This is a genomic window from Shewanella kaireitica, from assembly GCF_023284045.1.
Classification (GTDB): domain Bacteria; phylum Pseudomonadota; class Gammaproteobacteria; order Enterobacterales; family Shewanellaceae; genus Shewanella; species Shewanella kaireitica.
On sequence record NZ_JAKIKQ010000012.1, the window covers coordinates 66,725 to 91,820 of the forward strand.

18 protein-coding genes are annotated in these 25,096 nt (G+C 43.7%); 13 read left to right on the forward strand and 5 right to left on the reverse strand.

The window, feature by feature from the left end:
• Positions 1–50 precede the first annotated feature (50 nt).
• A complete protein-coding gene (gene cysB / locus L2730_RS14690) occupies positions 51–1,025 on the forward strand; it encodes an HTH-type transcriptional regulator CysB (RefSeq protein ID WP_020911894.1) in 975 nt (324 codons plus the stop codon).
• Positions 1,026–1,090: 65 nt separating this feature from the next.
• On the opposite strand, the gene L2730_RS14695 is transcribed toward cysB, so the two are convergent.
• A complete protein-coding gene (locus tag L2730_RS14695) occupies positions 1,091–2,467 on the reverse strand; it encodes an L-serine ammonia-lyase (RefSeq protein ID WP_248975281.1) in 1,377 nt (458 codons plus the stop codon).
• 402 nt (positions 2,468–2,869) lie between these two features.
• On the opposite strand from L2730_RS14695, the gene nagZ reads away from it, so the two are divergent.
• The 3 genes from nagZ to L2730_RS14710 all read left to right on the forward strand — a co-directional run bounded on the left by nagZ (position 2,870) and on the right by L2730_RS14710 (position 4,962).
• Positions 2,870–3,883: a beta-N-acetylhexosaminidase gene (gene nagZ, locus L2730_RS14700; RefSeq protein ID WP_248975282.1), complete on the forward strand. Its 1,014-nt coding sequence runs from the start codon at positions 2,870–2,872 to the stop codon at positions 3,881–3,883.
• A gap of 78 nt (positions 3,884–3,961) precedes the next feature.
• Positions 3,962–4,501, forward strand: a complete 540-nt coding sequence (gene ycfP / locus L2730_RS14705) for an alpha/beta hydrolase YcfP (protein WP_248975283.1) — start codon at positions 3,962–3,964, stop codon at positions 4,499–4,501.
• Between the two features lie 185 nt (positions 4,502–4,686).
• The gene (locus L2730_RS14710) at positions 4,687–4,962 is read left to right on the forward strand and encodes an acylphosphatase (protein WP_220736273.1); all 276 of its coding nucleotides are present in this window, start codon (positions 4,687–4,689) and stop codon (positions 4,960–4,962) included.
• 6 nt (positions 4,963–4,968) lie between these two features.
• Here L2730_RS14710 and L2730_RS14715 read toward each other — a convergent pair whose 3' ends face one another.
• From L2730_RS14715 to L2730_RS14725, 3 genes are all read right to left on the reverse strand, one after another.
• On the reverse strand, positions 4,969–5,985 hold the full coding sequence (locus L2730_RS14715; protein ID WP_248975284.1) for a peptidoglycan binding protein CsiV: 1,017 nt from the start codon (positions 5,983–5,985) through the stop codon (positions 4,969–4,971).
• A gap of 2 nt (positions 5,986–5,987) precedes the next feature.
• On the reverse strand, positions 5,988–9,461 hold the full coding sequence (mfd, locus tag L2730_RS14720) for a transcription-repair coupling factor (protein WP_248975346.1): 3,474 nt from the start codon (positions 9,459–9,461) through the stop codon (positions 5,988–5,990).
• Between the two features lie 89 nt (positions 9,462–9,550).
• On the reverse strand, positions 9,551–10,135 hold the full coding sequence (locus L2730_RS14725; protein WP_248975285.1) for a hypothetical protein: 585 nt from the start codon (positions 10,133–10,135) through the stop codon (positions 9,551–9,553).
• A gap of 207 nt (positions 10,136–10,342) precedes the next feature.
• Between L2730_RS14725 and L2730_RS14730 the strand changes: the two genes are divergently transcribed.
• The 7 genes from L2730_RS14730 (at position 10,343) to L2730_RS14760 (ending at position 21,493) form a co-directional block, all read left to right on the forward strand.
• The gene (locus L2730_RS14730; RefSeq protein ID WP_248975286.1) at positions 10,343–11,566 is read left to right on the forward strand and encodes a lipoprotein-releasing ABC transporter permease subunit; all 1,224 of its coding nucleotides are present in this window, start codon (positions 10,343–10,345) and stop codon (positions 11,564–11,566) included.
• 10 nt (positions 11,567–11,576) lie between these two features.
• Positions 11,577–12,275 carry a lipoprotein-releasing ABC transporter ATP-binding protein LolD gene (gene lolD, locus L2730_RS14735; protein WP_248975287.1) on the forward strand — a complete coding sequence of 233 codons (699 nt, stop codon included), beginning with the start codon at positions 11,577–11,579 and terminating at the stop codon, positions 12,273–12,275.
• Positions 12,272–13,525: a lipoprotein-releasing ABC transporter permease subunit LolE gene (gene lolE, locus L2730_RS14740; protein ID WP_248975288.1), complete on the forward strand. Its 1,254-nt coding sequence runs from the start codon at positions 12,272–12,274 to the stop codon at positions 13,523–13,525. Before lolD ends, lolE begins: the two co-directional genes overlap by 4 nt.
• 397 nt (positions 13,526–13,922) lie before the next feature.
• The gene (locus L2730_RS14745) at positions 13,923–15,044 is read left to right on the forward strand and encodes a heme-binding protein (protein ID WP_248975289.1); all 1,122 of its coding nucleotides are present in this window, start codon (positions 13,923–13,925) and stop codon (positions 15,042–15,044) included.
• 1,142 nt (positions 15,045–16,186) lie between these two features.
• Positions 16,187–18,667: a TOMM precursor leader peptide-binding protein gene (locus L2730_RS14750; RefSeq protein ID WP_248975290.1), complete on the forward strand. Its 2,481-nt coding sequence runs from the start codon at positions 16,187–16,189 to the stop codon at positions 18,665–18,667.
• A 98-nt stretch (positions 18,668–18,765) separates the two neighbouring features.
• A complete protein-coding gene (locus tag L2730_RS14755) occupies positions 18,766–19,716 on the forward strand; it encodes a Gfo/Idh/MocA family oxidoreductase (protein ID WP_248975291.1) in 951 nt (316 codons plus the stop codon).
• 1,324 nt (positions 19,717–21,040) lie between these two features.
• Positions 21,041–21,493 carry a hypothetical protein gene (locus tag L2730_RS14760; protein ID WP_248975292.1) on the forward strand — a complete coding sequence of 151 codons (453 nt, stop codon included), beginning with the start codon at positions 21,041–21,043 and terminating at the stop codon, positions 21,491–21,493.
• Between the two features lie 485 nt (positions 21,494–21,978).
• Here the strand turns inward: L2730_RS14760 and L2730_RS14765 are convergent, their stop codons facing one another.
• On the reverse strand, positions 21,979–23,022 hold the full coding sequence (locus L2730_RS14765; RefSeq protein WP_248975293.1) for an IS110 family RNA-guided transposase: 1,044 nt from the start codon (positions 23,020–23,022) through the stop codon (positions 21,979–21,981).
• A 196-nt stretch (positions 23,023–23,218) separates the two neighbouring features.
• Between L2730_RS14765 and L2730_RS14770 the strand changes: the two genes are divergently transcribed.
• Together L2730_RS14770 and L2730_RS14775 are read left to right on the forward strand one after the other, a co-directional pair.
• Positions 23,219–23,896: a hypothetical protein gene (locus tag L2730_RS14770; protein ID WP_248975294.1), complete on the forward strand. Its 678-nt coding sequence runs from the start codon at positions 23,219–23,221 to the stop codon at positions 23,894–23,896.
• Between the two features lie 218 nt (positions 23,897–24,114).
• Positions 24,115–25,032 (forward strand): M14 family metallopeptidase, encoded by a 918-nt coding sequence (locus L2730_RS14775; RefSeq protein ID WP_248975295.1) that lies wholly within the window; start codon positions 24,115–24,117, stop codon positions 25,030–25,032.
• Positions 25,033–25,096: the final 64 nt, after the last annotated feature.

Here is a 25,096-nt window from a genome sequence, read left to right on the forward strand (position 1 = left end):
TTGCTTATCTATTCAAAGATCTGTAAGCCTACCAAAGAGAAGGACTAAAGATGAAGTTGCAGCAACTTAGATATATTGCAGAGGTGGTTAACCATAACCTCAACGTTTCTGCGACCGCAGAGAACCTCTATACTTCTCAACCGGGTATTAGTAAACAAGTGCGTATGCTTGAAGATGAACTCGGTATTCAGATTTTTGGACGTAGCGGTAAACATCTTACCCATGTCACTCCTGCTGGCCTGCAAGTGATTAGTATTGCAAATGACATTTTGGGCAAAGTAGAAAGTATTAAAAAAGTGGCTGAAGAGTACACTAAGCCCGATCAGGGTGAACTCAATATCGCAACGACTGATACGCAAGCACGTTATGCATTGCCGCATATTATTCAAGGCTTTATTGACCGGTATCCTAAAGTTAATTTGCATATGCATCAGGGGACACCATCGCAAATTAGTGAGTTAGCTGCTCGTGGCGATGCTGACTTTGCTATTGCAACGGAGGCTATGCACCTTTATAACGACTTAATTATGCTGCCGTGTTACCACTGGAACCGCTCTATTGTGGTGACTCGTGACCATCCACTGGCCTCACGAAGCCATATCAGTATTGAAGATCTTGGTCGATTTCCATTAGTTACTTATGTATTTGGTTTTGATCGCGCCTCAGAGATTGAAAAATCATTTAACCGCGCAGGATTAGAGCCAAGAGTAGTATTTAGTGCAACAAGTGCCGACGTGCTGAAAACCTACGTCAGACTTGGTCTAGGTGTCGGTGTTATCGCTTCCATGGCTATCGATGAGCATATGGACAAAGATTTAGTTGCAATCGATGCCAGCCATTTGTTTGCACATAGCACTACAAAAATTGGTTTCAGAAAGGGTAATTTCTTAAGAACTTACATGTACGATTTCATCGAAAATTTTGCACCGCACCTGACCCGTACTGTTGTGGAAAAGGCTGTTGCGTTAAGAGATGCCCAGCAAATTGAAGCGATGTTTGAAGATATTCAGTTGCCGGTTAGGTAGTCGTTATTAACTGACAATAAAAACCTCGCTAATGCGAGGTTTTTTTATGGAAAACTATAGAGTGTTTAACACTCAACGATATTCACAGCCAAACCGCCTTTTGCAGTTTCCTTATATTTACTACGCATATCTTTACCGGTATCCATCATGGTCTTGATGACTTTATCTAAAGACACTTTATGGTTACCGTCGCCGCGCATAGCCATACGTGAGGCGTTAATCGCTTTAACGGCCCCCATAGCATTCCGTTCAATGCATGGGACTTGCACTAGGCCGCCTACAGGGTCACAGGTTAAGCCTAAATTATGCTCCATACCGATCTCGGCAGCATTCTCTACATGCTCAACCGTACCACCCATGATTTCAGTCAGCGCTGCGGCAGCCATCGAACAAGCAACGCCCACTTCGCCTTGGCATCCTACTTCAGCGCCAGAAATCGAGGCGTTCTTCTTATACAAAATACCAATGGCAGCAGCAGTTAATAGATAACGGCAACACACATCCATGTCGACCTCTTGCACAAACATGTCGTAATAGCTTAATACCGCGGGAATAATGCCTGCAGCACCGTTAGTCGGTGCGGTAACAACACGGTCACCAGCAGCATTTTGCTCATTAACGGACAGTGCAAATAGATCTACCCAGTCCATTGCAGTCAACGGATCGACAACACTCTTACCTTCGGCTTTGAGGCGGCGATAAAGTGACGGCGCGCGGCGGCGTAATTTTAGACCACCAGGTAAAATTCCCTCTTTTTGGTAACCGCGTTCTACACAGGTTTTCATGGTCTGCCAAATTTCCCACAACTGCTGCTGTATAGCATCTGTGTCTGCAATGCTTAGTTCATTGGCCATCATTAGCGATGAGATACTAAAACCATGCTCAGTACACAACTCAAGTAGCTGCTGAGCAGAATCAAAATCATAAGGGGCTGACTTGATAGGCGCTGCAGGGGAGGCATCCTGCGCTTTAATTTCATCTTCATCTAAGATAAAACCGCCACCGACAGAGTAGTAGGTGCGCTCATAAATGCACTTTCCTTCAGCATAAGCATAAAGGGTCATTGCATTGGCGTGAGCTGGCAGACTTTTACGTCTATGGTAAGTAATCCCATTCGCACGAGAAAACAATACCTCACGACCATTATTCAGTATTAGTTTTTCATCATTGCTAACGTTTTCTAGAATGGCATCAATCTTATCTGTATCGACGGTATCAGGTGCTTCTCCCATCAAGCCGAGGATCACGGCTTTGCCTGTACCGTGGCCTTTACCTGTCTGCCCTAACGAGCCGAAAAGCTCAGAACGCATCTCATCTGTTGCGTCATAAAGACCTTGCTTAGTCAGATCTTCAATAAATATGTTACCCGCTTTCATCGGGCCTACAGTGTGTGAACTTGATGGGCCAATGCCTATCTTGAACATGTCGAATACACTAATCATGCTAAAACCTTTTTACTCTCGTTGTTATTGCTTTAGTTGTTATTGTTTTAACCAATTTGACTTAGACTATATGCTGCATGCGAATTGAGTTGATCGATGTTTATGTCGATTATTCGGCGTAAAAAACTTAAGCTTAATGCTAATCTTAGTCGCTTGTATTGATTGGTGTAAAAAGTATCCCATACTTTAGCGTTATATCTAGCATTAGATTTTTTGCACTGACGATAAAAGCATTAGATAAACTAATTTTATTATTCGGGTTTTAGTTTTCGGGTTATGGTTTGGCTGATTTGTTATTTTCATTATTAAATAATGACTTAATGTTACTTTTATCTTTTAAGCAGTTTTTTTAGCCCCGCTATTCTTTATATATATTACTAACGATAATTATTTTGAGGTTATATGAGTTATTTGATGTTAGATGTTGAATCGACAATTTTGAGCGATGCAGAGCGAGAGCAATTGTCTCACCCAATGATTGGTGGGCTTATCTTGTTTAGCCGAAATTACGCTAACCGCAACCAACTTATACAGCTTGTTCAGTCAATTAGAGCCGTTCGTGCTGACATCTTAATTGCCGTTGACCAAGAGGGCGGTCGAGTGCAGCGTTTTAGAGATGAGTTTACTGTTTTGCCTGCGATGGGAGATATATTACCAGCAGCGCTAGGAGATCTGACTTTAGCTAAGTCTTGGGCTACTGAGCTTGGTTTTTTAATGGCAATAGAGTTGTTAGCTGTTGATATTGATTTGAGCTTTGCACCAGTACTTGATCTTAATGGCATTAGCCAAGTGATTGGCAAACGCAGCTTTAGTTGTGATAAAGCTGAAGTCGAACAGCTAGCGACAGCATTTATAAAAGGCATGCAACAAGCTGGCATGGCCAGTGTAGGTAAACATTTTCCTGGGCATGGCAGTGTAGAGGCTGATTCCCATATTGCCAAGCCCGCTGATTTACGAAGCAAAGAACAGATATTTGCTAATGATATGCAACCTTTCAAGCAGCTTATCGCTAAAGATAGATTACAAGGGATCATGCCTGCACATGTTATCTACCCCAATGTAGACGCTAATCCTGCAGGCTTTTCATCCTATTGGCTGCAAGATGTTCTGCGTAAAGAATTAGGTTTTAACGGGGTGATTTTTTCAGATGATCTCGGAATGAAAGGTGCGACTGTTGCTGGCGGTTATTGTGAGCGAGCACAAGCGGCTATCGATGCCGGCTGTAACATGGTTTTGGTATGTAACGACAGTTTCGGTGCCACTGAAGTACTGCATGGCGTTAATTGGCCAATAGCTGAACAACAAGTCACGGCCAATCTGCTAAAACCTGATTTTGCGGTGGTGGCTAATGCGCTACAAAATAGTGAGCGCTGGGAAAGAGCTAAAGTGATAGCGGCTCAAATTTTAGAAAATTGATTTAGCGCAACGAATTATCCTACTTAGCTTGGTAGGTTAACTATCATTAGTACACTCGCATAAGCAATGGAGCCAAATATGATCCTGTATTTACATGGGTTTGATGCAACTAGTCCTGGTAACCACGACAAAATGCGACAATTGCAGTTTATTGACCAAGACGTACGCTTGGTGAGCTACAGTACCCAGCACCCTAAAAACGATATGCAGTATTTGCTTAATGAAGTGAGCAAGCATATTGCTGCTTCTGATGATCAATCACCTATCATTATTGGTGTTGGTTTAGGGGCATTTTGGGCTGAGAGGATTGGTTTCTTAAACAATATTAAGTCTGTGTTGATTAACCCTAATTTAACGCCTCAGCATAATATGGGCGATAAGATTGACCGTCCAGAAGAGTACTCAGATATCGCTAATAAATGCGTGAAAGACTTCCGTGGTCTTAATCGTGATAAAGCCTTATGTATTTTGGCGCGAAACGATGAAGTTAATAACAATGTTGAAGTGGCTGACTGTTTGCAAGATTACTACAGTGTTGTGTGGGATGAAGAGCAGAGTCATAAATTTAGTTCGTTAGCGACTCAGCTAAATAGGATTAAGGCCTTTAAGTCTGCTTAAATCAAATTTTGTCGTCAGTTTCTAGCCCGCTAAAGATAGTCATCTTCAGTGGGCTTTTTATTGCATCAAACACTTTGCTCATTTGGCTAGTATGCGCTAAGTTGTTAAAAGTAGGCGTAGTAATAGACTTGCTTATCGCGAAAATAAACGATTCAAAGATCGAAATACTTGTGTAGGTGCTAACTATGAAGCGTGTCATTATTAAAATCACTGGAAAGGTTCAAGGTGTCTCATTTCGTCAAAGTACGCTGGCGCAAGCAACGGCGCTAGGTCTAACAGGTTATGTGAGTAACCTGACTGATGGCTCGGTACAAGTGCTTGCTCAGGGGAGCTATCCAGCGGTAGACAAATTGATTAGTTGGTGTGAAACCGGCGCGCCGATGGCAAGTGTTGATAATGTTTATGTTGAAGATGACGAGGCAGACGATATCTACCTCGACTTTTCAATTGTACAGCTCTAGCTTAAGTTATTCGTTTAAAAGTGAGCCTTCTGCGTTGACGTTGCTAATAGAGTCATTCTCTTCTTCTGTGCCCTTGGCTGTAGGATGTTCCATTTTTCTTATCTGAATGATCATTCCCATTTTAGGGTGGTCAAAATAGTGTACTTCATCACTTCTAACACGCCTGTTTTGCTTCATCGGGATCGAGTATAAAAATGGACTGGTGACCGACTCTACCTCTGGTTTTGAGTCTATACCTGTTGAGGCAGGGTTATCACGATGCATTAACGTTACGGTTTTTTCTCCTTCTTCACGCAGGAAAAATGCAGTTTCAATAAACAGGTAATGCTCAAGATAGATATTCAAGGTTCCATCTAACTTCCACACCGGCTTTTGCGGCTCAGCCAAAAAACCACTACTCATGAAATCAAACTGTGGCAGATCGTCGCTAACATCGCTGTTTTGCAAAGGTTGGCCATTTTGCTCGTACTCATTTGAGAAGTCATGGCCAGTGTATAGTTTGATTGGAATGGCTCTATTTCTTGGCAACATCGATTGTTGCCATGTCATATGCATTAGGCTCTTATTGCCTTTTTCTCGCTTTAACGTTGCAATGATCTCTTTAAACTGGCTTTGACTCTCAGCCAGCAATACCGCGCCGTCTCCCAAATGTGCAGTTGCAGGTTCCGCTGCTGCAATGACCATAGGTATATCAGTTAAGCTTTTAACTTGGTTGTTTGAGTTAAGCTGTTCATTACAGTTAAGAGTATCGGTTGCCCAATCTGAAGAGGTGCAACCGTTGAGGCCCATATTAACGGCTGTTAGATCAGTACTTACCAATGGAGTGATAAAGTCGACGGTTTTACGTTGACGAGGCTTAACGGCTTTATCTGACCATTGCTCAACCGTAGGAGAATTATGCTCATACAGATAGATTTCAACCTCAAACCAACGCTCTTCTTGGGCGATAGCTGTGGTTGACAGGCTCGAAAGTAGACTTGCTGCAAGTGCAAGCATCAATTTATGTGTAGAAAGTCTAAACACGTTTATTCTCCAATGCGATGTTGAGACAACTGTTCAATTAACAGTTTAATGAGTGCAAGCCTGTCTTTGGCCGATTCAGATGGCATAGCAAACTTTAGCTTATTCGGACCATCCATTCGATATACTTGTGGTTGGTTCTGTAATAAACCAATAATAAAACCTGGATCGACCTTGTTATCGTCGCCAAATTCTATGCTACCACCTTTTGCATGCATCTCGATCTTTCTTAGCCCCAGTTTTGTGGCCAGATGCTTATAGAGCGTCAGCTCCATGAGGTTTTTGGTCGGTTCGGGCAACATGCCGAAACGATCGATTAGCTCGACTTTTAATTCATCGACTGCTTTTTCTGTTTTACAGTTGGCGATACGTTTATACAGTGACAAGCGCATATTCACATCGCTCACATAATCTTCAGGCAGTAGGGCTGGGATCCGCAAATCAATTTCACTTTGCTGTCGCATCATTTGATCAAGTGAAGGCTCTTTGCCCTCTTTAAGCAATTTAACGGCATCTTCAAGCATCTCCATATAAAGGGTAAACCCAATCTTGGAAATATGACCACTTTGCTCATCGCCCAGCAGTTCACCAGCACCTCGAATCTCTAAATCTTGGGTTGCCAGCATAAAGCCTGCACCGAGATCTTCTAAAGCGCCAATGGCTTCTAGTCGTTTACGGGCATCTTTAGTCATGCGCTTTGGATGAGGCGTCATCAAATAAGCATAGGCTTGGTGATGAGAGCGACCGACACGGCCTCGCAATTGGTGCAATTGCGCTAAGCCAAATTTGTCAGCTCGCTCAATAACGATGGTATTGGCCGATGGCACATCAATACCGGTTTCAATGATGGTGGTACAGACCAGTACATTAAAGCGCTGATGATAAAAATCAGACATGACACGTTCAAGTTCTCGCTCACGCATCTGTCCGTGGGCTGTCACCACACGCGCTTCGGGTAGCAATTCACTAATCTCAGCTGCACGTTTCTCTATGGTTTCAACACTATTGTGTAAGAAGTAAACTTGGCCACCACGTAATATTTCACGTAGCAGTGCCTCCCTAATCGTGGCGTCGTCATATTCACGTACAAAGGTTTTCACGGCTAATCGTTTAGCCGGTGGCGTGGCGATAATCGACAGGTCGCGCATCCCCGACATGGCCATGTTTAATGTACGCGGGATAGGTGTGGCGGTGAGGGTTAAAATATCAACATTTGCTCGCAACGCTTTAATTTTTTCTTTTTGACGGACACCAAAACGGTGCTCTTCATCAATAACCAGTAAGCCTAAGTTTTCGAATTTAGCTTCTGATTGCAATAATTTATGAGTACCGATCACAATATCGACTTTACCGTCAGTGAGTTCTTTCATCACTTGAGTTTGTTCTTTGGCCGTTTTGAAGCGCGACATCACCTCGATTTTAAATGGCCAATCGGCAAAGCGGTCTTGAAAATTCTCAAAATGCTGCTGTGCAAGCAAGGTGGTCGGGACGAGTATTGCCACCTGTTTGCCGTCGTTAACTGCCACAAAAGCGGCGCGCATAGCGACCTCTGTTTTACCAAAACCAACGTCACCACAGACGAGTCTGTCCATTGCCATTGGGGTACGCATATCATCGAGTACAGCAGTAATTGCCGTTTCTTGATCGACCGTTTCTTCAAACGGAAAACTACTGGCAAACTGGGCGTACTCTTCTTGATCTATCTTACAAGCATCGCCTGGTCGCGCTTGTCTACGGGCATAAACATCGAGCAGCTCTGCGGCAACATCACGGATCTTTTCAATCGCTTTGCGTTTTGCTTTTGCCCAGGTTTCATTGCCGAGTTTATTGAGGTTCGCCTCTTCATCAGGGCCAACACTGTAACGGCTGATCAAGTGCAGCGAAGAAACAGGCACATATAGCTTGTCGCCACCTGAGTATTCAAGCACCAGGTATTCGGCAACCAGTCCGCCAGTATCTAATGTTTCTAGGCCTTGATAACGGGCAACCCCGTGCTCAAGGTGAACAATAGGTTGGCCGACCTTTAACTCAGCTAGGTTTTTAACCAGCGCATCACTACTAATTTGACGTTGTTTATCGCGGCGGCGCCGCTGTGAAATACGTTGGCCAAACAGCTCGGTTTCGCAGATAAGGCTGAACTTGCCCCCGGTTTTTTTCTCAATGATACAACCTTGAGAAAGCGGCGAGACAATTAGCCCATGCTTGGTTTTACTGGCGGCAAACTCATTAAAGTGGCTAAACAGTTTTGGTTTAACGCCTATTTTGCCCAGTAGCTCGACCAGTGCTTCACGGCGACCTTCAGATTCTGCACTGAATAATAATCTATCGCCTAAAGTGGCATACTCTTCAAGGAGAGAGAGAGGTTGCTTAAGTTTATGGTTTGCCGTCAGATCGGGTAATTTAACAGCTTTGGCCTCAACTGATGTACCTGAGTAGGGCGGTGTCTTTAACTGGAATCGAGGCAAGGCTTTGAAAGCGGCAAAGATCTGCTCAGTTAATAGGTACAACTCCTGCGGAGCCAAGAGAGGACGCAGTGGATCAACACGTCTGTCTTCATAGCGGATTTCAACTTCATGCAGATGAGCCTGGCTGGCAGCTTCAATGTCGCCTAGCGTAACTAACTGCGTTTTTGCCGGTAGATAATCAAACAGGTTGGCTGTGTCATCAAAAAATAGCGGCAGATAGTTCTCAATTCCCGCAGGCATGGTCTTTTTACTGACCATCTGGTAGATAGAGCCCGGCTCTTTGACTAATACCTCAAAGCGGCGGCGATAACGTTGCCTGAAACCTTCAATTGCCGAGTCATCAGTGGGGAACTCTTTGGCGGGCAATAATCTAATTGATGCTATTTCCTGACTAGAGCGCTGGGTTTCTGGATCAAAATGGCGAATCGACTCCACTTCATCATCGAATAATTCAATGCGAAACGGCTGATTTGAGCCCATCGGGAAAATATCAATAATCGAACCGCGTACTGCAAACTCCCCGTGCTCATAGACTTGCTCAACACTGTGATAGCCAGTATTTATCAACTGCTCTCTAACGTCGTGCAGTTGATAGTTATCACCCTTTTCTAAAATCAGTACATTGCCACTTAAAAATGATTGAGGCGGTAGTTTTACCATTAAGGTACTGATAGGAACGATAACCACACTTTGTTGTGCTTGTGGGATCCTAGACAGTGCTTCAAGACGTTGAGAGACCAGATCTTGATGAGGCGAGAAGCTGTCATAGGGCAGGGTTTCTCGGTCAGGGAATAACCATATCGACATAGCCGTTTCGCTAAGCAAATAGCTTAACTCTGTTTCCAGCGCAATAGCACTTGGAGTATCGGCTGTGACAACAAGGGTAACACCTTGATGTTGCTTTGCGATATTCGCAATAGTTAGCGCTTGGGCAGCGCCACCAATAGTACACAGCGTTTGTGCTAAGTTAGCACTTTTGACCGCTGGTGGAGTCAATACAGAAAAGGCATTCATCAAGGCGAGAAAACGTGTCCAATAACAGCAAAGTTGCTTGGTATTGTAGTGGCTTGCCGTCGCTCTGACCAGCGAAAAGTAGTATTAAATTAAGGTACTAGCTTTCGTAATTTCAGTTGTTTCTGTTGCAGACTTAAACTCGCTTTAACCAACTGCTCAACATCAGCGTCTTGAATAACACTATATGTCAGCTGGATGCTGAAACTCTTAGGTGAATTATCATCTTCATTGTTGATTAGCGAACAACTTTGGACTTTAGCAAAACAAATCAATGCCACCAATTCTTCTTTAATGTGCAAACTAACCTTAAAGTCACTACCAAGGGGCAGTTCTTCACTGCTGGTAACGGTAATTGAGCTGCCGCCGAAATGACTGCCAGCATAACGGTCACCGTCGTACTCTTCTTTACCAATCACATGCTGTAATACCATGTCAATTTTACGTGATTGCAGTTTTAAAAACTCTACAACTGTTTTGGCTTCATCATCAAGGTGACGAAGTTGTAGCAGACAGTCAGATTCTAGTGACTTAATGTCACTAATTAACTGTAAACTCGGCGGTAGCATCAGGCTAAGTTGCGCAAGAGTTGGTAGAGGCAGGTTATTGTCCCAAGCTTGTAAATAGGCATCAAATGGATGATTAATACTAAAATAGGCGCTAGAGTCGTTTAACAATGGTGTTGCCTCTTGTTTTTAGGGGGCGAATACCCCTATTATCGTGCGCATCTTTATGATTTAGCAAGGTTCGAGATAACAATAACCTTGGCTTTGATGATGGGTAGAGTATTGCTGAGCAATATTGGTTGGGCTAATTGATGTGTTTATATCGATACTTCAACCAGATTGGCATCAGATTAGATTTGATTTTATTTGGAATTTTTAATGAATTTTTCATTATCTTTTTATATTGGTTACCGCTATTGGCGCGCAAGAAAGGCTAATGCCTTTGCCTCTTTTATTACCATATTCTCTGTATCTGGAATTTTACTGGGGGTTGCAGCACTAATTGTAGTTAGCTCGGTGATGAATGGCCTTGAAGGGCAACTCAAAAAGCGTATCTTAGGTGCTGTACCGCAGTTAACGGTGCATTCTGAAGTTGCATTAGATAATTGGCAGCAAGATGTCACTAAAATATCAGCATTAAAAGGTGTGCAAGGCGTTACGCCGAGTGTAACTACCCAGGCGATGTTGCAGTCGCCGTCGAATATTGGTGCAGCGCAAGTCTATGGCGTATACCCGCAACAGGAGCAAAAACTACTCAGCTTGACGCGTAATACTTATTCAGGTGATTTTGATGCGCTCGTTGCGGGCAAGTACCGTATTATATTGGGCGCTGAGCTGGCGCGTAAACTGGATGTAGTCGTCGGTAATAAAATTCGTGTATTGAGTGGCGACGGTGTGGTTTACACCCCATTAGGCCCAATTCCTAGTCAGCGAAAGTTTACAGTGGCAGGTATTTTTGAGATGGGCTCTCAAGTCGATGCGAGTGTCGCCTACATGCATCATGACGATGCACAGCGCTTGATGCGCCAAACTCCAGGACAAGTGAAACAACTACGTGTTTATTTAGACGATCCGTTTAAGGCCTCTACCATCGCGCCAAGTGTGCAAGGTTATTTCTCCCATAAAGTCACAACGACAGACTGGCATGATTCCTATGGGCACCTGTTTGGTGCGGTCAAAATGGAAAAGAATATGATGTCTTTAATGTTGAGCCTGATTATCGCTGTTGCTGCATTTAATATTGTCTCGGCGCTTGTGATGATGGTGGTTGATAAAACCACCGATGTGGCAGTGTTAAAAACCCAAGGATTAACAACCTCAAGTGTGATGGGTATTTTTATGATCCAAGGATCATTAAATGCCATCATTGGCCTGCTTACCGGCGTGGCTGCAGGTGTACTGCTGACGCTTAATTTAAATGAAATCACCAATGTATTGGGGATTTCCATTCTTGGTGCAGGACAGAACCTGCCGGTACAACTCGAGTTAAACCAACTCAGTTGGATAGTGATAGGTACGCTTATCATGACTTTATTAGCCACCATTTACCCGGCCTTAAGAGCTGCCAATGTTCAGCCTGCGAGCACCCTTAGACATGAATAGTGAGTCAACAATGAATTCAGAGTTATTGCTACAAGTTAGCAATGTCAGTAAACACTACACTGATGGTGCGGTTGAAACTCAAGTGTTACATAGCGTTAATATTGAGGTTTACAAAGGTGAGCAACTGGCGATAGTTGGGAGCTCTGGCTCCGGTAAGAGCACATTACTGCATATCATGGGCACACTGGATAAACCCAGTAGTGGCAGCGTGGTGATGCTCGATGAAGATCTTTATAAACTATCGAGTAAGCGCCAAGCTCACGTGCGTAATAGTAATATTGGTTTTATCTATCAGTTCCATCATCTATTACCTGAATTTAGTGCTTTGGAAAATGTCTCGATGCCGGCACTTATTCAAGGTAAAAAGCGTAAAGAGGTAGAGAGTAAGGCCACTGCATTGCTCGAACGAGTTGGCCTTGGACATCGTTTAGCACATACGCCGGCAGAGATGTCGGGTGGTGAGCGTCAACGTGTCGCCATTGCTCGTGCATTAATCAATGATCCCAAGTTGGTACTTGCTGATGAGCCTACAGGGAACCTTGACGCCAATAGTGGTGAAGCGGTTTACGAATTGATTACCGAACTTGCGGCACAGTTAGGAACCGCATTTGTGGTGGTGACTCATGATCAAGACCTAGCCGCTAGAATGGACAGGCAACTGCATATGAAAGATGGCCATTTGGTGAATGCTGAGGAGCTCGCTGGATGAAAAGCCTGTTAGCGATGCGGATTGGCTGGCGCTTTTATTTAGCGCGGCAGTCAAACCGTTTTATCAACTTTATTTCGTTTGCATCAACCGCGGGAATAGCGCTTGGTGTTGCGGTCTTAATCATCGCTTTATCGGCAATGAATGGTTTTGAAAAAGAGCTGGAAGATAGGCTGTTAGGTGTTGTCTCTCACGGTGAGTTAGCGGGGGTTAATGAACCAATACAAAATTGGCCGAGCATCATTGCTGATGCCAATAAGGTGCCGGGAATAGTTGCCGCGGCTCCTTTTGTACGGATGCAAGGTTTAATTCAAAAACCTGGCGGGTTTCAAGGCTTGACGGTGCTCGGTATCGATGGAGAGCTTGAGGGCAAGGTCTCTAATATTCGCGACTTTATGTCTAAGCAGAGCTGGAACAGCCTGCAGGATGAAAGCAAAAATAATATTGTGCTTGGTAAAGGGTTAGCAGATAGTTTAGATGTAGCGGTAGGGCAATCCATTAGCCTATATATGCCCAATAACAGCAAACAAGCTCAGAATAAGATTGCTGCAGCCAAAAGCCAACGCTTTGTCGTTTCGGGGATTTTTGAGCTTGGTGGCGAGCTAGATACTACCACTGCTTATGTGCCTATGGCGTTTGCCGCAGATCTACTTAAATTGGGGGCGGGGGTTTCTGGTATTCGGATCAAGGCCAATAATGTATTTCAAGCGCCAATGTTGATCCGTGACCTAGGCTTTAGTCAGCAGCAATATGTCTACATTACTGACTGGACACGAACTCAAGGGCATCTGTATCAGGATATACAACTTGTCAGAATGGTGATGTATCTCGTCTTGGCATTAGTGATTGCTGTCGCCTGTTTTAATATTGTTTCTACGTTAGTGATGGCTGTAAGAGATAAGCAGTCTGAAATTGCGATTTTATTGACCATGGGAATGAAAAAAAGTGCGGTGATGCTAATCTTTATTGTGCAAGGCGCATTAAATGGTTTGCTGGGCTGTGTAATTGGCAGCGCTTTAGGTGTAACCGTTGCGCTTAACTTAAGTGATATTGCTGCAGGAATTGAATCAGTATTAGGCATTCAGCTGCTGTCTGCAGATGTTTATTTTATTGACTTCTTGCCTTCGCAGTTGGTCGCTACAGATGTGATTATGGTGGTGTCACTGGCATTCGTTATGAGCCTAATTGCAACGCTGTATCCTGCCTGGAAAGCAAGTCAAACACCGCCAGCAAGTGCATTAGCAGGCAGATAACATCAGTTTTACGGCTAAAGTTTTGGCAGTAAATTAATTCTTTAGTATTAGAGTGGACGCAAGCGTGTTCACTCACTATCTTCAGCCTATCTTACTTAAACCTTCCGTTAACCTTACCCTTTTTTTAGGGTGGTGATAAATGACTTGTTGCCACTGGATTTTACAGTCTTTACGATGCCATTTTTTCGTCTGTTGTAATACTCTTGACACCGCTTAAATCACCCCAAAAACCTATCATTTTTTATGCTTTATTATCCTAATAAAGTGCTATTTTTATGCTAGAACTGCTGTGCTAGTTTTTTTAGACACCCAAATCAAAGTCTGTTTGCTGCTTTGCCTAATGGCAAGGAATGGAAGCCTTGGTTTGGTTAACTAAATAAAGCATGGAGCAATGACAATGAACGCAAAGCCAGATTTAGAACAGTTAGATTTGAGTGTTCAACAACTCACATCAGTAGTTGCCGATCTTGAGAAACAATGTCCTGTAACAATGCAAGGAGTCGCAGACCTAGCAGGGCTAGGTTGCCCAGTGACAAAATGCACCGAAGCAAACCCGTTCACTCGCCTGTGCGCGGTAAATGCATCTGCACCATCACCATTTGTGCCTGATTATGATATTCCACTGCTTGCGCCAGGTGGTGGTGATACTAAGCCTGACATATTAGGTAAATTAGGCCCTCTGGCCGGATTAGTTGGTACTTGGGTTAGCCAACGCTTTAGCGGTTTTAATGTAATGCCAATTCCGCAGGTGACAGCACCCAATGGGTTTATATTAAAAAACCACAGTTATTATGAAGTCATTACCTTTAGTGCAATACAAGGTAAGGTGGCTAACCGAGGTGGAGAATATGAGCAAGATGCTTACACCATATTTTATGAACAAAGAGTCTTTTTCGCTGATGGGCCACAGGCCAATGAATTAGTCCATGCTGAAAACGGCTCTTGGTTGCATCAGGTCACTGCCCCACAAGGACAAAATGCGCTTAATACCGCTCCCTATATTCCAACGCCGCCAGCGCCAAACCCCATCCCAAAACAAGATCCATTAACTGCAATTGTTAAGCAAGTTTCGGTGCCCCACGGCAACTCTATCTTGGCTTTGGGAGGAGCGAGCAAAATATTTGGTGCGCCAAAAATTCCTGTAGCGAGTTGTTTACCCGTTAACGCCCCAGAAGCTTTTAATGTTAACTATGGCGTGAATGATCCCAAAAACCCTAATATCAATCCAAATGCAGTCTTAGATGTAGCGTTATTGGAGTTAGCTGCTAAAGGTGTGCATGTAAGCAACACCACTGTGCTCACTGTAGATACAAGTAACAGCGGTGCCATCGCCAATACCCCCTTTATGAAGGATCATTCAGATGTATTGGAATTTAGCACCACTTACTGGTTAGAGTTGTTATCGACAGGGCAGCAGCAACTGCAATACACGCAAAATATCTCTCTAGATCTTGATATTGACGGCACAAAGTACAAGTTCCCGCATATAACCGCAAATACCTTAACCAAAGTTAAGTAATACCTAATTAACTAGTTTCTAGTCCAATTTCTGTTGGTAAAGATCGGATCCTAATTTGAATTCGAGGAGGTTGCTTATCCTCGATTCAATTAGCGTTTTCGAGCCGTCACCGCGAGAGCTTTGAATGCTCGAGGCGTTCAACTGTCTCGAATGAATTTTTGAGACCATCTGTTAGCAATTTCTACCGCTATTAATTTAGCTTCAAGGAATGAAAAATGAGTGAAAAAACGATAAAGGAACTTCAGCTTCAGGTGACGGAATTAACGTCCAAAGTGAAAGAGTTGGAAGTTCAATGCAGTCAACCAACTTCTGCTGATAAATGTGTAGTTTGCGCCGCAACTGAATGCGCGGTATGCGACAGTGGTCAATCAGTGCGTAAGTGTGACAATTGCTTGCCTTGTATCATCAATTTCTGTGCCCCTTGCACGGTCAGTTTTTGTGCGCAATGTGAGCAAAATGCAGCTTACTGCTGCTTGACCTGCCAACCGACGTTGAAGTGCGTAACCTGTCAGCCAAATCTGCAATGTGTCACCTGTGCACCGGGACCGGTTTATTACTGTGTGCCGTGTCAGCCAACGCAATGCGTAACTTGCGCTGCTGGGCCTGTTGAGCAGTGTGTGGCTTGCCAACCGAATTTGCAGTGTGCACCTTGCTACTACTGTGCTCCTTGTCAGCCGACAGTATTGTGCGCGCCATGCCAACCTACCGCTCAGTGTGTGACCTGTTTTACGGGTCCAGTCGAGCTGTGCGCACCGTGCCAGCCAAGCGTGCAGTGTGCGCCTTGCTACTACTGTATACCCTGTCAGCCGACGGTGCAGTGTGTCACGTGTTCTCCGAGCCCAGTTGCTTATTGTGCGCAGTGTCAGCCTACGCCCTGTGCAACAGGTTTACAGTGTTTGACCTGCCAACCGACGTTGCAGTGCGTGACTTGTGCACCGAGTCCTGTTGTGTGTTGTGTTCAGTGTCAACCGGCATCAAACCTGCAATGTGTTACCTGTAGGCCTTGTGAAACTGGTTACCAGTGTGCAAGTTCACCTGTGACATATTGCTTGTTGAGCGCAACTGGCTAACTAAGGTTCAATCATGGAAAGCAAACAACTCTAGCATGGTGCTAGGGTTGTTTGGATTAAAGGAATAACAAGATGAATACTCTTTTGCTTTCACCCGCTGCAACCATCACTCCCAATGTTCACGGGGTTTTATTGCAGTCAGATCTAGGCGATTTTCAGCTGCACGGTAAAGATGTCAGTGATTTTGTTACCACTGTCGTACCGTTATTGCAGGGGGATAATACCGAGCAAGCAGTATGTGAAAAACTACCAGATTATAGCGAAAGCAGTGTCAAGGCCGTCATTGCTTTACTCAAACAAAAAGGCCTGGTTGAGGAGGTTTCAGCGGATAACTGCTTTTCGCCACCTTGGGCCATGCACCAGCGATTTATCAATGCGTGGTCTAATAAAGAAACGCCTGATAATGAACTAAAAGATAAGAAAATACTGGTGATTGGGCTGGAACCTTGGTCAGTAAAAATGGTTGATGAATTAGCTTGTTCTGGAGTGGGGCATATTCATATTGTTGATAATGATGTTGTTACCACCGATGATATTCTTTGTCATCGCGCAATGGGCGAACAAAGCGTTGGTTTAAAGCGTAGCGCTGTTTTAAAGGCGGTCATCGACCAGCAAAGTCCTTGGTGCAACATCACAACACAACCACTGGAAAAAGGCTGTCATGGAATCGATTTAGCCGATGAGTTTGACTGGGACCTTGTAGTGGTGACATTGAGTAAAGAGGCAAAGCACTGGCTCTACCAAATATCGAAAACACTGCATCATCATCAATTACCAGCATTATACGGTAGTTTAGACGGACTCGAATCTTGGATTGGCCCAGTAGTCAATTTAACCCCGTCAGCTAATGCTATTGATGCCTGTTGGAACTGTCTGCGATTACGTCGCTTAGGCACAGAGCAAGCACCTGATCTCGCCCATGAACTAGATAAGAGTGCTAACAACAGCGAGCAAACCAGCCGAGCACGCAATATGCTCAGTTCCATGGCGGCATTAACCGGGCACCAGTTGACGATGGAAGTGACAAAACTACTGTCGGGCTATATTCAAACGGACTTGGTTGGCAAAGTAAATGTGCAAAATCTTGTTACGAGTCAAGCCCAATCCCATAAAATTATCCCAGTGCCTTGGTGTAAGGTTTGTGGCTATGATCATCAATCTGCAGCCGCGCATACCTCGCTCGTCAAAGCGCAACAACTTAAACATGCTGGTATGCAGGTGGGCGCCATGAGCGCAGTCTCCGCACATAAAATCGAGCTGACTAATCCATTGAACATGATGCATAGCGTTGATGATGTTACGGCGCTGTTTGAAGGTTGGGTTGATAACAAAACGGGTATTATTCGACTGTTAAGTGGTCACTCTGCGCAGTTACCAGACTTTCCAGTGACAGCATCTGCCAGTGTAGCTAGTTTCACAGCCGGTCAATATGATCCTAGAGCGGTAGGGCAAGTGGGATCAGGCAAAGGACTCGATGGTGTTTCAGCCCATATTAGTGCCATTGGCGAGGCTATCGAGCGTTATTCAGCTGCAAGGTATCGCCTTGAAGATTGCCACTATGCATCGATTAGCCAATTGACAGGCAGTTACCTTGACCCGAATGACTTAGTGCTCTATTCAAAAAAGCAGTATCACACACCACAATTCCCATTTTCTAGTTGGAACAAGAAGCGCAAAATCCATTGGAGTAAAGGTGTCTATTTAGGTGGGCAGGAACCAGTATGGGTGCCTTCTCTCCTGAGTTACTTTAACTTCAGTTGCCCCTATGAGGAACAGTTTAGCCAAGTCTCTTCTAATGGGCTGGCAGCAGGGCAAGACAATGATGATGCCGGGATCAGAGCGACCTATGAGCTGATAGAGCGCGATGCGATGATGTTAACTTGGTACGCCAAGCATCCCTGTCAGCGTTTAAAACTCGACACTGTTAACCACGGTAAAATGCGCGTGATGCTTGATGAGCTATCAGCAATTGGGGTGCAGCTAGAACTGTATCTACTTGACGTGGGCATTCACGTGCCAACCATAGTGTGTTTAGCCTTTGGTGATGGGTTGCGCACTCCTGCAGTTTCCGTGGCGTTAGCTTGTCATGGTGATATTCAAGTGGCAATGAAAAAAGCCTTGTTAGAGCAGGGACATGTGATGCCGTATTTGTGCCACCTTATGAGATCTGGCGCTAAAGTACCGCAACATGTCGGTGAGGTACAAAGCCTTGAAGATCACGCCGCTTATTATTTTAAGCTTGATAAGCGCTCAGCTTTTGATTTTATGCGTCAACCGATAGAACAGGCAGTTAATGTCGACCAGTGGCACTACCCAATCGTCAAAGATTCAAGAGATCTTAACCAAAGGTTACTTGATGCTGGTGTTGAGGTTGCCATTGTCGATGTCACTTCACCAGATGTTGTACTCAGCCCCTTCAGAGTCGCCAGAGCGGTAGGTAAGCATATGCAACCTATACATTTTGGTGAACAGTATAAGCGTATAGATAACCCACGTTTGAAACGATTACTTGGCGGAGAGAGCGTCAATATGGATCCTCATCCAATTGCTTAACAGGCTGTCACAGCCCCTCAATCATTAACAAGACCATGCTGTTAGCTATTTCTTTAGATAGCAGCAAGGACAAACTCTTTACCATCAAGGACGAACTGATGAAAGTACTTGTATGCGGCACCAATTATGGCGCAACTTATATTCGAGCATTGGCCACAAAGCCTCAAAACCTTAGTTTGGCGGCAATATTGTCGACTGGCAGTCAGCGATCAAAACAATATGCAGCACAACTGCAGGTACCACACTTTACTCAAATAGAGCAGATCCCGGCAGGTACCGTTGACATTGCTTGTATTGCAGTCGCTGGAGAAGGTGGGCAACAGTTAGCGGTGCAATGCTTGAATAGAGGGATTCACGTTTTGTGTGAGCACCCTGTTGGCGAGGAGTTTGTGCGTTATGCACTAGAGTTAGCTACAAAAAATGGCTGTCGATTTCATGTTAACGCTCATTTTGCCGACCTTGGTGCACCGCAAGCGTTTTACCAAGCGATTGCCACCGCTTCGCAACAAGCTCCCTGTATGCATTTTGACCTTAACGTCAATTTGCGCACTCTATATTCAGGACTGGATCTGTTAGGCAGAGCCTTAGGTTCACTGTCAAACATTGGACTTGTTCCAGCAACTCAAATCGATAAGACAAAGGGGTTATTTGAAACACTGCAGTTAACAGGGCCTGAATTTTCAGTGTCACTGCTCTGTCAGAACTTTGCTTCACAACATGATGATGGCAGTGCAACACTGCTCAATCACCGCGTGAGCGCCACATTCCCCCATGGCAATTTGCTACTTTGTGAAACGGCAGGGCCTGTTTACTGGTTCCCATCACCAGTGTCTATGCCCGCTGAAACTTGGCAAAGTTACTTGCCTGTTCAGGTAGAACCTAGTAATCAGTATCAGCTGATGCAACATCGAGATTCAGCCAATATCAGTGCACTAAATAAGTTAGTCGCGAGTATTACTGAGCCAAATGCCATTATCGAGCAACAACCTGATTATCTAATTGGTTTGGCAAGATTGTGGGAGCAAACCTTAGCGGTGTTTCAAGGATAGTGAATTTTCGCATAATGATTGTAAGCCCTTAGGCCGCGGGATTGCAGCCTAACACTGAAATGCCTCAAAGTTAGTTAGCTTTCGAATGAGGACAGATTACATTTTTGTTGGTGTTGCCAAGTAATCTGTTTGAACTTGTGGCCTCATGGCTATTAATCGCCTCCAGCGGGGTATGTGCAGACACTGCTGAAGCACGCTTCAAGTACGTCCGTGTAAGCTCAGCGAAAACATCAGACCTCCATGGACGGAGGGAATGCCAAATTATGTATGGAACAGAATTGGCCATGTTTTCGACGGCTTCAGCCGTATCTACACTGGTTAACTGGTGTTTCAATTTATACCCCTGCGGTTTGAAGCTTAACGCGGAAATGCTCCAAAGTTGGTTAACCTTCGAATGAAGACTAATTACATTTTTGACTGGTGTTACTAAGCAACCTGTTTGAACTTGTAGCCTCATGGCTATTAATCGCCTCCAGCGGGGTATGTGCAGACACTGCTGAAGCACGCTTCAAGTACATCCGTGTAAGCTCAGCGAAAACATCAGACCTCCATGGACGGAGGGAATGCCAAATTATGTATGGAACAGAATTGGCCATGTTTTCGACGGCTTCAGCCGTATCTACACTGGTTAACTGGTGTTTCAATTTATACCCTTGCGGTTTGAAGCTTAACGCGGAAATGCCCCAAAGTGAGTTGGCCCTCTATTAATTTTATCAAGCTACGCTTGACCTAAGTCGTGACGCTTCGCCCACTCCAGAGCCAAGGGGCAAAGCGCTTGCGCCCCTTGACAATCCCTCAGCGCCCCAGACGAAGTTGTTTCCCTCGTACTTATTTGAAATCACCTAGCGCTTCCGATGGGACATCCTGTCCCGCGAAAGCTATGCCCACATCCGTGTGGGCATTACGGTTATTTCTTCAACGTACTTCGGCAACTCCGATGGGGAATAGGTGTTTCCTGCTAGTTTCGTAACTAGGTTTTGCCCCAAAATGATTTTCACTGGTAGAGGTTGTTAGTAGCGCAATTAAAGCTTTGGGCTTATAAAAGCTAATGCGAGACGCAAGACCTGCCCCGGAATTATCATATAGGCCGGAGCCTAGTGACTTTTCTACCTGCGTGAACATTGCACTTTATGCAATGTCGCAGGTTCTTTGTTTCACTCAGGCAAAGAAACAGGGAATCAGTTCTTTCTATATTACAACTCATTGTTAACAATCTGGTTTACTGTTAGTCTTGAGTGATTAAAGTATTGGCAACCTGTTCTTATTAAGACCGTTCTTATTCGGAATTCAGCCTAATATACTGTTATATTTCAAGGAGGGTTTGGTGAAATATTTAGGGATATTAGTTCTTTTATTTGCTGCTTCTAAAATAAATGCAGAAACCTTTTCGTTCATTGGGTCTCCAGTTTCTGTCGTTAAAAGCGAACATCCATGCGAATACTTTCTCTCTGCAAGTGATAAAGAAATCGTGTGTATGAATGTTGCTTTTATACTAAATTATGAAGTTGTAGAATGGTATGGAGAAAGCATACCTAAAGAAGAAGTTCAATTCGTTGGTTTTAATCATTTTACAGGTTTACCTAAATATACCGCCTTTTCATACGCATTAGTTACTTTAGAAAGGCGCAATGAAAAACTCATCTTAAAAGGTATTAAGCCTGTAGTTAACGTTGATAGTGATGATGATTACATTTGTGTTAAAGAGCGTACTATGATTGCTGATGAGTGTACTGAAACTCAAGAAGTAAAAGAATACCTGTCAATAATTGAAATATAACACATATGAGCCTCCTGCCGGTCAATAGGCGAGCCTAACTTATTTGGCTGCTTTTGCAGTCAAATTAAAACCAATCAACAAATTCATCTACTTCGTCTGTCAGTTAGCTGTCAAATCATCGTTTACAGCAAACACATATAGAGGCTCTCTTAGTGCGATCTTATCGCTGCCTGACGCTTTTTAATCCTTTGAAATATCAGGGGCACTAGACAGTTATCGGTTAACCCTAAGATGGCACTATTCAAGTCAGAGGTGCTTTTTGCACAGTTAGTTTCAGGCTCATTTAAGGTGTAAACGACTTTGGTGATTGTACTCATTAATGCGCGCCAATAAGGTGTCTAATCAAGTCAACGTAGCTTAAATAGCATTTGGCATAGTGATGATGGTAAGAAATCATTGCTTCATTAGCCACATCATTCACGGTCATGCTCGCTTCTCTTTTCAAGAGTATCTAGTTAGATGTTCAGCTCACCTTATTGCGCGACTTATCCTTTTAAGAATCTTTGCTCATCAAACACCGTTTTTTTCTTCAGCATGAAATAGACGCAGCGGCCAAGCTTATGGGCCAGTGCAGATAGAGCCTTGGCTTTACTCATTCTCTTTTGTAATCGATTAAGGTAATTTCGGGCTTTGTCATTGCCACGTAGGTAAAGCACTGCCGCTTCAGAGAATGCCCACTTCAAGTGCGCATTACCGATTTTATTGCCACTCGTGCCGTAGGTTTTTCCTGCAGATTCAGCTTTGCATTTCACTAATCGAGAGTAAGAAGCGAACTTTTGTACTGATTCAAATCGGGCGACATCACCGATTTCATATAAAATTGTCAGCGATAAAATCTTACCAATTCCAGGCACGGTTTTAAGCAGTTCTAAATACACAGGGTTATGGTTTTTGGCCTGTTTTTCAATAAACCATTCGAGTTGAGCGAGTTCCTTGGCGTAGCAATCAAGGAGTGCCATATCTAAATCGATATTACGCTGGACGATAGGATCTTGATATTGCTCCCGCAGTTTTTGTCTAGCAGAGATATTTTTAAGGTTTAGGTCAGTGGAAGGTAAGTTGTATTGGCTGTTGGTATTAACCACATGACCTTTAAGCATAGCGCCGTGACGGACAATCTTCATACGTCGACGTAACAGGTCACGTGCAGCACGCATTTCGCTAGGGTAATCGTAGGCTATTGGGAAATTACCACCACGCAATAATGTCGCAATTTTAAAGGAATCGACTTTATCATTCTTGGTTTTACCACCGTGAATGGCCTTCATATAAAGCGCATGGCCTAGTACAAAATCGATACCCAGTTCAGCACACCAGTCAGACACCCAATACCAACAATGCATACACTCAACCCCAACGATGACATTGCCAATATAGGGTTCGAGTATGAGTAATAAGTCATCTTTGTCCGCCCCTATCTTTCTGTGAACGACAACTTCTCCTTTAGAATCAATGATGCAGACATAAAGTAAACGTGCATGTAAATCAATACCACAGTAGTATGGATGTGAGTTATTATAAAATCTCATTGAGCTTTCTCCTGTTGGTTTCGTCACCTTAAGCATACCGCTGATGCGGCTTGCTAGGGAGGAGGCTCAATGATTATCAAGTCATTAAAGCAGGACAAAAAACAGTTGGTTTTTGCTCCTTCGTCGCTTATTTTAACCAACTATTTTTAGCCTTTTAATGAGGCGTTAGCTTTCCCTCAGACAAAGGAGTAAAAATTTGAGTTATTTAATAAATGCCAACAAACCACTTTCCAGTGTCATTCAGTTACAAAATGAAAATGCTCAGTATACTGAAATATCTGAATCTGGTTATCTAATTCCAATTGTCTGGATGATGTTTTTTAATGCCGATGACTTTATTGAATCTAAAATTGAATACACTGATGGCGAAGGAAATACACAGTTTGAAACAATGAACCTTCCTTGCACTACCGTAGATAAAGCTAAACAAAATATAGAAAATTCTCACCAGTTTATAGAACTATTATTTCAAGACCCCCAAATAGCTTTGGGATATTTAAATAAAACAATCGAGCTATTTAAAGATCTTGATCATGAATACTTAATTCTAGATGCAAGTGAGTATTTCTTTATGAATGTTGAAGAATCTGAATGGTGTTTGTTTCAAAACGCTTTTTCACGAAATGAAAATGCTAAGAGTTATATTTTTGATTATTCAGGTTATGTTGAAGACGATATACCTTATTCTGTCGAGGAGTTTTACACAGACCCATATCTAGATGATCGCGATAAGATCAATAATTCCACAGCTCTTAATCCTAATTTTTCGAATGTTTCTAGTCAAATTAAATATCCTTTTAAGCAAACTCAAAAAAAAGCAGTTAATACCACTCAAAAAAGAAACAAAAAATGGTGGGAGTTTTGGAAAAGCTAACGTATTAGGATAGGCCGCGCGCAGCCGCGGCCTTCTTATCGCATACTCTGTGGTGAAGGTTCACTTGTTCAGCACCTTTTAAATAAACGTGATTTGATCAAGCTTTGATTGAATTCGTCAACGGCGATGTTTATGATTCGATGCTCTCTACCCAGTATTAATACATTATCAAACCCCTATAATAATTGTGTATTGCCTAGTTTAAAAAAGGAAAATCGATGAACGCTGCTGAACACTACCCAATAGGTACACCAGGCCAGAAATGGAATGATGCAGATAAGTCTGCTTGGCTTGCTTTACAGTCCGTTAAACGCTCTTACAAGGAGCAAGTATTAACGAAAGTGTTGGCTTTGGGTGAAAAGTTCACGCTAGAGCAGTATGGAGCTTTGTCTGTTGATGAGGCGAAGTACCCGTTGTACGCACTTAAGAGTAATCACTGGCAGGCTGACAAACCGATTATTTTGGTAACGGGTGGCGTTCATGGTTACGAGACCAGCGGTGTGCAAGGTGCAATTCGCTTTATGGAAACTAAAGCGCAAGCTTATGCAGAGCATTTTAATATTGTGCTTATTCCCTGTGTAAGCCCTTGGGGTTATGAGACGATAAATCGCTGGAATCCCAGTGCTATTGACCCTAATCGTTCATTTTATGCTGATAGCCCGGCTGAAGAATCAGCGGCGTTATTAGCTTATCTTGCGCCCATTAATGAACAGATTTTTGCTCATATTGATCTGCACGAAACCACTGACACTGATAACAGTGAGTTTAGACCTGCATTAGCTGCTCGCGATGCAAGCGTGCATGATAATTGGAATATTCCAGACGGTTTTTATCTGGTGGGTGACACCATCAACCCACATGCTGATTTTCAAAAAGCCATTATTGCTGCAGTTAAGCAAGTGACTCATATTGCGCCTGCTGATGAAAGCGGTAAGCTCATTGGAGTTGAGCTTGCTCAATTTGGGGTGATCAATTATGCCACAAAGGCATTAGGCTTATGTGCTGGGCTGAGTGGTGCAAAATATGTGACCACAACAGAAGTCTACCCAGACAGCCCATTGGTGGACGATGAAAACTGTATTATTGCCCAGGTAGCTGCGATAACGGGTGGTTTGGATTACCTACTGACCTTGTAATTTATCCCATTTAGCTGAACGTCGCCTCTAGTGTTAATGAGAGGCGATAGCAGTATTATTTTAT

Excerpts from the sequence above, each read along its gene's own strand:
- lolD (WP_248975287.1), top strand. The coding sequence starts at position 11,577 with ATGAATTCAGAGTTATTGCTACAAGTTAGCAATGTCAGTAAACACTAC.
- ycfP (WP_248975283.1), top strand. The coding sequence starts at position 3,962 with ATGATCCTGTATTTACATGGGTTTGATGCAACTAGTCCTGGTAACCAC.
- L2730_RS14750 (WP_248975290.1), top strand. The coding sequence starts at position 16,187 with ATGAATACTCTTTTGCTTTCACCCGCTGCAACCATCACTCCCAATGTT.
- mfd (WP_248975346.1), bottom strand. The coding sequence starts at position 9,461 with ATGAATGCCTTTTCTGTATTGACTCCACCAGCGGTCAAAAGTGCTAAC.
- L2730_RS14765 (WP_248975293.1), bottom strand. The coding sequence starts at position 23,022 with ATGAGATTTTATAATAACTCACATCCATACTACTGTGGTATTGATTTA.
- L2730_RS14710 (WP_220736273.1), top strand. The coding sequence starts at position 4,687 with ATGAAGCGTGTCATTATTAAAATCACTGGAAAGGTTCAAGGTGTCTCA.
- cysB (WP_020911894.1), top strand. The coding sequence starts at position 51 with ATGAAGTTGCAGCAACTTAGATATATTGCAGAGGTGGTTAACCATAAC.
- nagZ (WP_248975282.1), top strand. The coding sequence starts at position 2,870 with ATGAGTTATTTGATGTTAGATGTTGAATCGACAATTTTGAGCGATGCA.
- L2730_RS14730 (WP_248975286.1), top strand. The coding sequence starts at position 10,343 with ATGAATTTTTCATTATCTTTTTATATTGGTTACCGCTATTGGCGCGCA.
- L2730_RS14745 (WP_248975289.1), top strand. The coding sequence starts at position 13,923 with ATGAACGCAAAGCCAGATTTAGAACAGTTAGATTTGAGTGTTCAACAA.
- lolE (WP_248975288.1), top strand. The coding sequence starts at position 12,272 with ATGAAAAGCCTGTTAGCGATGCGGATTGGCTGGCGCTTTTATTTAGCG.
- L2730_RS14755 (WP_248975291.1), top strand. The coding sequence starts at position 18,766 with ATGAAAGTACTTGTATGCGGCACCAATTATGGCGCAACTTATATTCGA.
- L2730_RS14695 (WP_248975281.1), bottom strand. The coding sequence starts at position 2,467 with ATGATTAGTGTATTCGACATGTTCAAGATAGGCATTGGCCCATCAAGT.
- L2730_RS14775 (WP_248975295.1), top strand. The coding sequence starts at position 24,115 with ATGAACGCTGCTGAACACTACCCAATAGGTACACCAGGCCAGAAATGG.